The organism is Vulcanococcus sp. CPBay_Sum15L08_68 (assembly GCF_017855895.1).
Lineage (GTDB): Bacteria > Cyanobacteriota > Cyanobacteriia > PCC-6307 > Cyanobiaceae > Vulcanococcus.
Genome location: NZ_JAFMFX010000060.1, coordinates 1 through 10,928 on the forward strand (window position 1 = coordinate 1; position 10,928 = coordinate 10,928).

Annotated in this window: 11 protein-coding genes; 6 read left to right on the forward strand and 5 right to left on the reverse strand. The window is 65.7% G+C overall.

Annotated features, from left to right (window positions below):
* Positions 1–229 precede the first annotated feature (229 nt).
* Positions 230–544, forward strand: coding sequence for a hypothetical protein (locus QZ189_RS09120; protein WP_247477035.1), 315 nt, complete (start codon positions 230–232; stop codon positions 542–544).
* On the opposite strand, the gene QZ189_RS09125 is transcribed toward QZ189_RS09120, so the two are convergent.
* Positions 541–1,485, reverse strand: a complete 945-nt coding sequence (locus QZ189_RS09125; protein ID WP_296421593.1) for an aspartoacylase — start codon at positions 1,483–1,485, stop codon at positions 541–543. The genes QZ189_RS09120 and QZ189_RS09125 overlap by 4 nt on opposite strands.
* Positions 1,486–1,540: 55 nt before the next feature.
* Between QZ189_RS09125 and QZ189_RS09130 the strand changes: the two genes are divergently transcribed.
* From QZ189_RS09130 to QZ189_RS09140, 3 genes are read left to right on the forward strand one after another with little or no spacing between them, the layout of a single operon-like run.
* Positions 1,541–2,506: a glutathione S-transferase C-terminal domain-containing protein gene (locus QZ189_RS09130; protein WP_296416706.1), complete on the forward strand. Its 966-nt coding sequence runs from the start codon at positions 1,541–1,543 to the stop codon at positions 2,504–2,506.
* A complete protein-coding gene (locus QZ189_RS09135; RefSeq protein ID WP_296416705.1) occupies positions 2,503–3,144 on the forward strand; it encodes a DUF2301 domain-containing membrane protein in 642 nt (213 codons plus the stop codon). Before QZ189_RS09130 ends, QZ189_RS09135 begins: the two co-directional genes overlap by 4 nt.
* Positions 3,141–5,078: an ABC-F family ATP-binding cassette domain-containing protein gene (locus QZ189_RS09140; protein ID WP_296416704.1), complete on the forward strand. Its 1,938-nt coding sequence runs from the start codon at positions 3,141–3,143 to the stop codon at positions 5,076–5,078. Before QZ189_RS09135 ends, QZ189_RS09140 begins: the two co-directional genes overlap by 4 nt.
* Here QZ189_RS09140 and QZ189_RS09145 read toward each other — a convergent pair.
* On the reverse strand, positions 5,059–5,547 hold the full coding sequence (locus QZ189_RS09145) for a hypothetical protein (RefSeq protein WP_043705509.1): 489 nt from the start codon (positions 5,545–5,547) through the stop codon (positions 5,059–5,061). The two genes, QZ189_RS09140 and QZ189_RS09145, sit on opposite strands and share 20 nt — an antisense overlap.
* Positions 5,548–5,712: 165 nt before the next feature.
* Between QZ189_RS09145 and QZ189_RS09150 the strand changes: the two genes are divergently transcribed.
* On the forward strand, positions 5,713–5,931 hold the full coding sequence (locus QZ189_RS09150; protein ID WP_010315181.1) for a CP12 domain-containing protein: 219 nt from the start codon (positions 5,713–5,715) through the stop codon (positions 5,929–5,931).
* A gap of 47 nt (positions 5,932–5,978) precedes the next feature.
* On the opposite strand, the gene cgtA is transcribed toward QZ189_RS09150, so the two are convergent.
* Positions 5,979–6,968: an Obg family GTPase CgtA gene (gene cgtA / locus QZ189_RS09155; RefSeq protein WP_010315178.1), complete on the reverse strand. Its 990-nt coding sequence runs from the start codon at positions 6,966–6,968 to the stop codon at positions 5,979–5,981.
* 39 nt (positions 6,969–7,007) lie between these two features.
* Between cgtA and QZ189_RS09160 the strand changes: the two genes are divergently transcribed.
* Positions 7,008–8,261: an ABC transporter ATP-binding protein gene (locus QZ189_RS09160; RefSeq protein ID WP_296421594.1), complete on the forward strand. Its 1,254-nt coding sequence runs from the start codon at positions 7,008–7,010 to the stop codon at positions 8,259–8,261.
* 4 nt (positions 8,262–8,265) lie between these two features.
* Here QZ189_RS09160 and QZ189_RS09165 read toward each other — a convergent pair whose 3' ends face one another.
* Together QZ189_RS09165 and QZ189_RS09170 are read right to left on the reverse strand one after the other, a co-directional pair.
* On the reverse strand, positions 8,266–10,701 hold the full coding sequence (locus QZ189_RS09165) for an endonuclease MutS2 (protein WP_296421595.1): 2,436 nt from the start codon (positions 10,699–10,701) through the stop codon (positions 8,266–8,268).
* The coding region (locus QZ189_RS09170; RefSeq protein WP_296421596.1) for a VOC family protein at positions 10,698–10,928 on the reverse strand (231 nt) is incomplete at its 5' end. The genes QZ189_RS09170 and QZ189_RS09165, both read right to left, overlap by 4 nt.

The window sequence follows — 10,928 nt, forward strand, 5'->3', positions numbered from 1 at the left end:
ACGCAGAAGCGCCTTGGCGCTGCTGGAGGGTGGTCGTCATGAGTACGGGAAAGAAAGGCTCAACGGCAAGCCGTCAGAGCGGTAGTTAGGGCGACCCAAACGGGTTGCCCCGGGGAATGTAAAGGAAGTTTGCGCGCTTTGTAAAGCGATCTTGCGCAACGCCTCCATGACTGCAGGTAGCCAAGCCCCAAAACCGCTGCTAGGAGTCGCCTGTCACGCCTTCAGCGCCATGCGTCTTCCCCTGCTGCTGCTTGCTGCCGGTCTCCTGCTAGCGGGCTGCCAAGGAGGGGAACGCCGCGATAACGAAGCGCAGATCGAACGCCTGAATCGGCTGGAACTGCGCCTTCAGCAGCTGGAGCAACGGCAAGCCAACCCTGGAGGGGTGGACACCAGTGATCCCACCGGCAAGGCCCCGGCCGGGCCGGTCAAGTCCTTGACCTTCCGCACCGACAGCGCCGATGACCGCCTCAGGATCTACTGGGCAGACGGCAGCACCAGCGATCTGCCCTGCACCAAGGAGCAGGGCACCTGGGCCTGCGGCTAGGCCGCCATCAGGGCCTGCAGGGCCTCAAGCCAGGCCCCCTCGCTCGCCCAACGTTCCCGGCGACAGAGGCTGAAGGCGATGCCCTTCTCGCCGTAAGCCGCCTCATTAATAAAGACAGGCCAGTGGGCCTCGGCAGGAAAACCCAGGGTCTGCGGGTCGAAGCGCCATTCAGCCGGGCAGTCCTGGCCGCCGGGCTGCCAAAAGAGGGCCTGCCCGACCTGCAGCGGCCTCCAGTCCTGACGTTCGAGGGCCGGGTGCACACAGGCGATGGCCTCGCCGGCCGAGTCCCGGGGCAAATCGACACTGCCGCAATGGCGATAGACCTGAAGGCCCGCGGGCAGGCGCAGCTCCCCGGCGGCCGCCTCGGCCAAGACCGCGAAGACCGCCTCGAGCGCCAGCTGGGTTTGCCGCAGGATTGGCGCACTGAGTAGCCCTTGGGCCACAGGCCCCACCTCGATCACCAGGCCGCAGGGCCAACGCTCCACCAAAAAACCCGTCTGGGCAGCATCGGCCTCGTGCAGATAGATCGGTAGCCCCAGCCGAGCCTGAACACCAGCCGCCAGGGCGAGATCGGCGGGGCGGCGTCCATAGACCACCAGTGAATTGCCCATGCCGCTGGTGGTGCTGTGCAGGTCAATCGCGACCGCACAGGGATTCGCGCCCGTCGGGGCGAACTGGGCCAGCAGCTCCCGGGCACGCTGCAGCTCCAAGGGCTGCTGGGTGAGATCGGCCAGCAGCTCGGGGGCAAAACAGCGGTTGAGATCGCGATCGATGTAACGGCGATTGGCCGCATGGGCCGCCGGATTACCGAGGACCAGCTGCACAGGCAGCCCAGCGCAGTCGAGGTCCCGGGGCTCCCTGCGCCAACGCTCGAGCAAAGCCGGAGCGTTGCGCTCATTGCCGTGGGTCCCCGCCACAACCAAAACCTGAGCCCGCCCCATGCCCTTTGCTCCAGCCCGCAGCTGAGTCAGCCTGGCAGAAGTCTTCTGAACGTCCATGGCCATCCCCCCTGCCGTGGTGACAGCCGCCCGCAACGGCTGGCAGTGGCAGTGGCAGCAACTGATGGGGGGCCTTGGACCCGCCGATGCCGAGGGGAACTACACCCGCCCCGCCGGAGCCTTTGTCGCCAAACCAGCGCTGCCCCCATCGGCCGGTGAGGCGGGGGCCCACGTGCTGATCGTGGGACGGAGCTGCCCCTGGGCCCACCGGGCTTGGCTCGTCTGGCAGCTGCGGCAACTGCACCAGAGCATTGAGCTGCTGGTGGTGGAGCCCGATCCCAAGGCAGGCCGCTGGCGCTTCAGCGAGCCCTTCCGTGGCTGCCAGACCCTGCAGGAGCTCTACCGAGCCGCTGGGGCAGACCCCAACCAGCGGGCCACCGTTCCGGTCCTGGTGGACAGCCGCTCAGGACGCGTGGTGGTGGGCGAAAGCGCTCGCCTGATGGAACTGCTGAACAGCTGGCCAGCAGCGCAGGACGCCCTCGACCTGGAACCCGCCAACCAGGCTCAGGCCATCGCGCACTGGCGCGAGCGCCTGCAATACAGCGTCAATGACGGGGTCTATCGCTGCGGATTTGCCCGCAACCAAGCGGCCTACGACCGGGCCGAATCAGCGCTCTTTGAGACCTTGAGCGAAGCGGAATCGGTCCTGGCTGACGCCGGCACCTCGCCCTGGCTCTGCGGAGAGAGACCCAGCCTGGCTGATGTTCAGCTCTTCCCCACCTTGATCCGTCTGGAGTTGGTCTACGCCCCCCTGTTCGGGGTCAGCCGTCAGCCGCTCTGGCAACTCCCTGGGCTCTGGGCCTGGAGACAGCGCTTCTTCGCGCTGCCTGGCGTGGCCGAAACCTGCTGCGATCAGGCCTGGCGCAAGGACTACTTCGGCGCCCTGTTTCCCCTCCATCCTTCGGGGATCGTGCCCGCGGGCCCCGCCCTGGCCACACTGGTGTCAGGAACCGTCTCAGCATGAGCGCCGCCGCCGATCCGGTCTTTGAAGGTGTCTATGGCACCTACAGCATCACGGACACGGACCGGCGCGAGGTCCTGGGGTACCGGCTGGCCCTCTTCACGGCGGCGGTGGCCCAGGCCGCACTGCTGATCCAATGGCAGCAGCTCGGTGGAGCGTGGATCTGGCCCTGGCTACTGCCTTTGGCCGCAGGGGTTGGCCTGGCCCTGCGTTGGATTCACATCTATCTGCGCCCCCTGCACCGCGCCCTGCAATGGTTCTGGCTGGCGGGATGCCTGGGCTTCCTCGCCCTGCTGATCAGCGCCGGTCCCCAAGGAATGGCCGACGCACTCAGCACAGACAGCCGCTGGATCTGGGCCGTGGGTCCCTTCTTCGCGGCCCTGGCGGGGATCGGCTTCAAGGAGTTTTTCTGCTTCCGCCGCCCCGAGGCCATCGGCGTGACTCTGCTGCTGCCTCTGGCGCTGCTCGGACGCCTCAGCCATCTGCTCAGCCCTGAAGCCACGGCGACCCTGCTGGCCATCGAGGCGGCGCTACTGCTGGTGCTGACCCTGCGGAAATTCCCGATGGATGCCGCGGCCGACGTGGGCGATAAGAGCGTGTTTGCTTATCTGGAAGCGCAGCGACAGCCCCCCAACTTGTGAGCCTGATCAGCCTGGTGGATGTCCGCAAGGACTTCGGCATCCGCACCCTCTTCGACGGGCTGACCCTGCACATCGGTGAACGCGAGCGCCTGGGGCTAATCGGACCCAACGGCGCCGGGAAGTCCACCTTGATGCGAGTCCTGGCGGGACTCGAGCCCACTGGGAGTGGCAACCGCCGGGTCCTGCCCCAGGCCCGCATCGTCCTGGTGAGCCAGGAGCCGGAGATGGATCCGCAGCGGACCGTGCTCGAGCAGGTCTTTGCTGAGAGCGGCGAGAAGATGCAGCTGCTGCGCCGCTACACCGAGGTCAGCGAGGCCCTCGCCGCGGCCCATGAGCGGGGCGACGACGATGCCGCCCTGCTGGCGGAGCTGGGCCAACTGAATGGACGGATGGACCAAAGCCAAGCCTGGGGCTTGGAGCAGCAAATCCGCGAAGTTCTGCAGCGGCTGGGCATCGGCGACACCCAACGCCGGGTCGGGGATCTCTCCGGCGGCTACCGCAAGCGCCTAGCCCTGGCGGCCGCCCTGGTGGCCGACCCGGATGTCCTGCTGCTGGACGAGCCCACCAACCATCTCGATGCCGACTGCATCCAGTGGCTCCAGGGCTATCTGCAGCGTTTCAGCGGGTCCCTGGTGCTGATCACCCACGACCGCTACGTCCTCGATCAGGTCACCAACCGAATCGTGGAGGTGGACCGCGGCGAGGCCCGCAACTACAGCGGGAACTACGCCTATTACCTCGCCCGCAAAGCCGAAGAGGAGGCAGCGGCTGCCGCCAGCGAAGCCAAATTCAAGGGAGTGCTGCGGCGTGAGCTGGAGTGGCTCAAGCGGGGCCCCCAAGCGCGAAGCACCAAACAAAAGGCGCGCATCCAGCGGATCGAGGCCATGCAGGAGGCCCCCAAGCGCCAGGGGAAAGGGGACCTGAGCCTGACCAGCAACCAGCGGCGGCTCGGGAAGCGAGCGATCGAAGCCGAGGCGGTGCTGGTCTGGGCCAGCGAGGAGGCCCAAAACAGCGGCCAGACGCCGCTGTTGCGCGACTTCAGCTACGACTTCAGCCCGGAGGATCGGATCGGGATCATCGGGCCCAATGGCTCCGGCAAATCAACCCTGCTGGATCTGATTGCCGGTCGACGCATCCCCCAGGGCGGACGGGTTGAGCTGGGATCAACCGTGAAGCTCGCCTACTTCGACCAGCACAGCCACACCGTGCTCGATCAGACCGATGCCGCCGGCCGGGAGCGCAAGGTGATCGACATCGTCAAGGAGGCCGCCAGCACTGTCGAGATCGAGGGTTCCACCCTCAGTGCCTCCCAGCTGCTGGAGCGATTTCTGTTTCCTCCGGCGCAGCAACACCAGCCCGTCAGCAAGCTCTCCGGCGGGGAGCGGCGGCGACTGCACCTCTGCCGCCTGCTGATTGAGGCGCCCAACGTCCTGCTGCTCGATGAGCCGACGAACGATCTCGACGTCCAGACCCTGACGGTTCTCGAGGATTTCCTAGAGGACTTCCGCGGTTGTGTCGTCGTGGTCTCCCACGACCGCTACTTCCTCGACCGCACCGTCGATCGCCTCTTCAGCTTCGAGGACGGCCAACTCCAGCGCTTTGAAGGGAACTACAGCAGTTATCTCGAGCGGCAGGCCGCCAGCCGCCCAGCCCCAGCCGCTCCGAGCAGTCCAGCAGAGAAGAAAGCCAAGGAGGCCCCCGCCAAACCGGCCAAGGCCCGGCGGCGCAGCTTCAAGGAAAACCGTGAACTCGAGCAACTGGACGCCAACCTTCCCCTTTGGGAGGCACGCAAGGAGGAACTCGAAGCACTCATGGCTGCAGGAGGCAGCGATTACGCCGCCCTCGAGACCCAGAGCGCAGAACTCTCGAACCTGCTTGAGCAGATCGCCGCTGGGGAAGAGCGCTGGCTCGAGCTCAGCGAGATGCCGAGCTAGGGGCACTGCTGCGCCGGCGGCGATGGGCGTGGGGGGGTAGGTCCGCTGCACGGCGGGATGGTCTGGCGCTGAGCTCGCACTGCATCACCGGAGTGTCCTGCCCCAGCCAAGGTTGTTGGCGGGCGCGACCCGATTGAGCTTCCGCCTCCTTCATCGCCGTTGGCTTGTAGTCGCTCAGGCTGCGCTGAAGGGCCATCTCATCGCCCATGTGCCGCAGGTAGAGATCCAAGGTCCACTGGATCTGGTTGTGTTCAAAGGCCTCGCAGGCCGCCTGCAGGGACTGAAAACGCTGACTGACCAAGCCGGTCGGAGAGCACTGCTTCCACTCCAGGGTGTCTTCAAAGCTCAGCCCATCACGCCACTGCCTCTGTTCAGACAGATAGCAGTGATGGTCTGGGCCATTGATCCAGAACAGACGACCGGACTCATCCATGAAGTGACGATCGTGTCGCTGCGTGATTCGCGCCATCTGGAAGCCCATCACTAGCCCTCTGCTAGCCAGAGTCCTGCGATCGGACCGCGAAGAAAACAGAAAGCCGAAATCAGAACCCGATCACAATTGGCTCCGCATCCGCCAGACACCCCGTATGGTGTGCAGCGACGTCGAGCAGCCTGATCTCTCCGGCCTCATTGCATGAACACGATCGACGAGCACATCGCTAAGGACAAGTCCGAGATCGAAGCGGCCAAAGCTGCTGGTGATCAAGGCAAAGTGCGCCACCTTGAGGACGAAGTGAAAGGCCTCGAGGAGTACAAGGCCCACCACCCCGAGGACAAAAAAGACCCCTCCCCGATGGAGGTCTACTGCGACCTGAATCCCGACGCCCCTGAGTGCCTCGTCTACGACGACTGAGTCTCTAAGCGTTCAGCAGTGAGCCGGTGGAACTTCGTTTCTCTGGCTCACACCCCCAGCTCTTTCCAGACCTTGGCCAAGAGCTGATCCAAATTTTTTGATGTCGCTGCTGAGATATCCAGCACCGGTTGGCCGCAGTGGTCGCTGACCTGTTGGATCCTCTCCTCGAGCTCATCCTCGAGCAACAACTCGGTTTTGTTGAGGGCGACCAGACAGGGCCGCTCGTCCAAGCCATTGCCATAGGCGGCCAGCTCCTGCTGCACCACCTGGAAATCGTGCAGGACGTCCTCTGAGCTCGCATCCACAAGGTGGATCAAGAGACGGGTGCGCTGGATATGACGCAGGAAGTCATGGCCCAGTCCAGCCCCCTGGGCTGCCCCGGCGATCAAGCCAGGGATATCAGCAAAGACCGTGCCATCACCACTGGGGCGGCGCACCACCCCCAAGTTGGGAACCAGGGTTGTGAAGGGGTAGTCGGCAATTTTGGGCCGGGCTGAAGAGAGCACCGAAATCAGGGTGCTTTTGCCGGCATTCGGCAAACCGATGATCCCCACCTCGGCCAAGAGCTTGAGCTCGAGCTGCAGCAACCACTCCTCGCCGTCGCGTCCCTCGGTGAACTTCTCGGGGGCGCGGTTGCGGTTGCTCAGGTAGTGGGCGTTGCCCAGGCCACCACGGCCTCCGACGGCCACGAGCAAGCGCTGGTCCTTCTCCGTGAGGTCTCCCAGAAGGATGTGGGTTCGGGCATCTCGGACCTCCGTTCCGCAGGGCACCTTGATGACCAGGGGAGAACCGCTGGCTCCAGTGGCCTTGTTCGGCCCACCGCGACGACCGTCATCGGCGGCAAAGAGCCGCTTGTATTTGAAGTCCAGCAGGGTTTGGAGGTTGGGGTCGGCCTCGAGCCAGACATCACCACCACGACCGCCATCCCCACCGGAGGGACCACCGGCAGGGACGTACTTCTCACGGCGAAAAGCGGCAATCCCATCGCCGCCGCGTCCTGCCTGCAGTGAGATCCGGGCCTGATCAATGAATTGCATTTGACCAACCCTAAGATCGGGCCGCCGTGAGGCCGGTTCTTGGCAGAGGTTCGCTTCCAGCAGGTCAGCAAGACCTACCCACCGCGGCGGGGCAGTGCAGCGGTTGAGGTCCTACGGCAGCTGGATCTCTCCATCCGTGATGGCGAGTTCTTAGTTCTCGTCGGACCCTCCGGCTGCGGCAAAAGCACGCTGCTGCGCCTCCTGGCCGGACTGGAGAGCCCAAGCGGCGGTGAAATCATCGTGGGCGGTCGCCGGGTGACCCATCTGCGCCCCTCCCAGCGGGATGTGGCGATGGTCTTCCAGAGCTACGCCCTCTATCCCCACCTGAGCGTGGCGGACAACATTGGCTTTGGCCTGCGCCGGCAGCGCCAACGCACGGGCCTTCAGCAACTTCAAGACGGCCTCCATCGGGCGGGACGGAGCCTGCCCCAGGCGCTACGGATTCCCTCCAGCCGAGAGCAGCGCATCGAAGCACGCATCCAAGAGGTCGCGAGCACCCTGGAGCTGGAGCATCTGCTGGAGCGGATGCCCAAGGAACTCTCCGGCGGGCAAAAACAACGGGTCGCCCTGGGTCGTGCCATCGCCCGTCAACCGTCCGTCTTCCTGATGGATGAACCCCTGAGCAACCTGGATGCCAAGTTGCGAACGGGAACCCGCGCCCAGATCGTCGAGCTTCAGCGCCGTCTGGGCACCACGACGGTCTACGTGACCCACGACCAGGTGGAAGCGATGACCATGGGCCATCGGATCGCCGTCTTGAACCGCGGTTGCCTGCAACAGCTCGGGACACCGGCGGAGCTCTATCAATGGCCCAGCAACCTCTTTGTGGCGCAATTCATCGGTAGCCCCGCCATGAACCTGCTGCCCGTCAACGTTGCCGGCAAGGGTCAGCTGCAGCTGGGGAGCCGGCGTTTTCTCCCGGAAGGTCCCAGCGGTGATGCCCTCCTGCACTGGCAGGAGGCTGGGGGCAGCGAAGCCCTCACGGGAGGCCTGCGGGCGGAACACCTGCACTTGGCTCCGGCCACCAACCGCAATCTGCCGGCGGAGGTCTGCCATGTGGAGGGCCTCGGCAATGAACAACTGCTCACCTGCCGCTTGCAGGAGGGAAGCCACCTGGTTCAGCTAAGGGCCGATCCCAGCGAGCAGCTGACCCCAGGGGAAACGGTCCACCTGGACATCGATCCGAAGGGCTGGCGGTTCTTTGACGCCGACGGAGAAGCGATCCCTCCGGCACCCGAGCCAATCGCCCCGACAGCCAGCGGTCCAGAACCGGTACTGCCATCGCTGGGCTAACCCCTCACTTCACCCAGATCACGCTGCACCCTTGGCCGCCATCCCCCTGGGCGGCGTCCGTAACCCGCTCCACATAGGGAACGCTGGAGAGCCACTCCCTCAGTCCGCGTTTGAGCTTGCCGGTGCCGATTCCGTGGATCACCCAAACCGGACCGTTGGCTCCGCGCAGGTGTTCTTCCACGGCGGACTCGGCTTCATGCACCCGCATGCCCCGGACATCGATGGTGTTGCGCTCCGTGCGCACCTCAGGACCTCGACTGGCGGGATTGCGGCGACTGCGGATCGAGACCTGGGCTTGCGGCGGCTCGGGCTTCTCGCCCTGAAGTCCCTCAATGGCGGAGAGCTCCAGGTTCAGGCGCATCACCCCGCAGCGGACACTGAGCTCCCGGCCGTCTTCACTGAGGGAGAGGACCTCACCTGCCTTGCCGAGGGAGAGGACCCGCACGCGATCGCCAACCTTGGGGAGCCAACCCTTGTGGTCACGGCGCTCCGGCAGGGGGCGATGCTGTTGCTCCAGCTGCTTCAGCTGCTGCCCTGCCCGGCGAGCTGATTCACCCAGTTCACTGCTGCCTGTGCCACGGCCATGGCGGAGACGTCGAATGATGCGGCGCACCTCCTTTTGGCCATCACGGATCGAGCGCTCCAGTTGCTCGCGGCGCTGCTCCTGCAGCTCAGCGCTCTGCTCCTTCTGCTGCTGCCAGCGCATGAGGAGCTCCTCATGCAAGAGCTCGGTTCTCGCCAGCAGGGCAGCCGCTTCTTCGGCCGCCTCCTGTTGCCGTTGACGTTGGCTCTCCAGCCCCGCAATCACTTGATTGAGTTCCCCTTCTCCCCGGGGAGCCAGCAGGGCCTGGGCCGCATCAAGGACCGCGCCGTCCAAACCCAGTCGGGTGGCGATGGCCAGGGCATTACTGCGGCCAGGGATGCCCCACTGCAGGTGATAGGTCGGCGAGAGGCTCTCGACGTCGAAGGCGACGGAGGCATTCTCAAAGCGCGGGTCGTCGTACTTCAGGGCTTTCAGCTCCCCGAAGTGGGTCGTGGCAATGGTCAAACGCGCCCGATCCGCCAACTGCTTCAGCAGGGCGATGGCCAGCGCCGTCCCCTCGGTGGGATCGGTGCCGGCACCCACCTCATCGAGAAGCACCAATTGAGCTCCGGCCTGGGTCGCCAGATCGCTACCGGCGGCAGGCAGGGCCTCCAGGATCCGAGCAATCCGGCGCACATGGCCACTGAAGGTCGAGAGGTTCTGCTGGAGGGACTGCTCATCGCCAATGTCCGCGAGGACCTGCTGACACCAGGGCAAACGCGGCGACCCTTTGCAGGGCACAAACAAGCCCGCCCGGGCCATGAGGACCGCCAGGCCGACGCTTTTAAGGGTCACCGTTTTGCCGCCGGTGTTCGGGCCGGTGATCGCCACCACCCGCAGGCTGCTCTCCACGCGGACGCTCACGGGAACGACCGTTCGGCCTCCCTGGCGACGTTCTTGCCAGAGCAAGAGCGGATGCCGCAGCCCCTCCAGCTGAAGCGGCGCCAGGGGATCGGCCTCCAGCTCGGGGCGCACAGCCCCCAGCCAAGCGCTGTATCGGGCGCGGGCCAGGGCGAGATCCAGCTGAATCAGGACCTGCTGCAGGTGCTCGAGCGCCGGCTGCTCTTCTCCCACCAGGGCGCTGAGCTCCTGGAGCACCGCCCGCTCCGCCTCGCGCTCCTCGCCTTCCAGCTGCCGGATCCGGTTGCCCAGGGGGATCACCGCCTGGGGCTCGATAAAGACGGTGTTGCCGGAGGCGGAGCTGTCGTGAACCAGGCCCGGCAACTGACTGCCGGCGCCCGCCTTCACCGCCAAGACCGGCCGGCCATTGCGCTCGGCGACCACCGTGTCTTGGAGGAGCGCGGCGTAACGACGAATCAGCTCATTCAGACGATCACGGCGCTCCATCCGCACGGAGGCGAGCTGACGACGCAGGCCCGAGAGGGGAGGGCTGGCGCGATCCGCCACACGCCCCCCGTCCTCAATGCAAAAGCGCAGGCGCTGCTCCAGCTCAGGCAGGGTGCGTAGGGGCTCCACCAGGGCAGTCGTCACCGGCCGCAGCTCGGGATCGTCGATCTGCCGGCGCAGGCGCCGGGCCGCAGCCAAGGTTGTGGCCACGGACAAGAGGTCATCACCGCTGGCCACCCCTCCTTTGGCACAGAGCTGGAGGGTGTGATCCAGATCAGCAGCCCCCTGAAAGCTCAGCCCCCCTTCGATCAGGCCATCCAGCGCCAGCAGCTCGGTCGTCTCCGCCAGCCAGTCCACGCTCTGCTGACGGGTCGTGGCCAGGGGCAACCGCGCCGCCACGACGCGACCGGCGGCGGTGCTGGCGAAGCTGGAGACGTGTTGGGCCAGCCGCGGCCACTCCAGTAGCTCCAGGGCCTCCTGTTGGATGGGCGCGTGCAGCTCAGCCGTCACGAGTAGGTCAGAGGTATCGGCTCGGCTCCGATATTGGAGGGCAGCCCGCCGGCGGGCTCATAGAGCATCTCCAACCAGTTCCCTTCTGGATCCTGCATATAGAAGGAGGCCGTGCCGTCGCGGTGGTCATGCACCGGACCGCAGGAGTGCCCCTTGGCCAGCAGCTGCTCCCGCACCTGATCCACTTCAGCGCGGTTCTGAACGTGAAAGGCGAAGTGGGGGCCTGC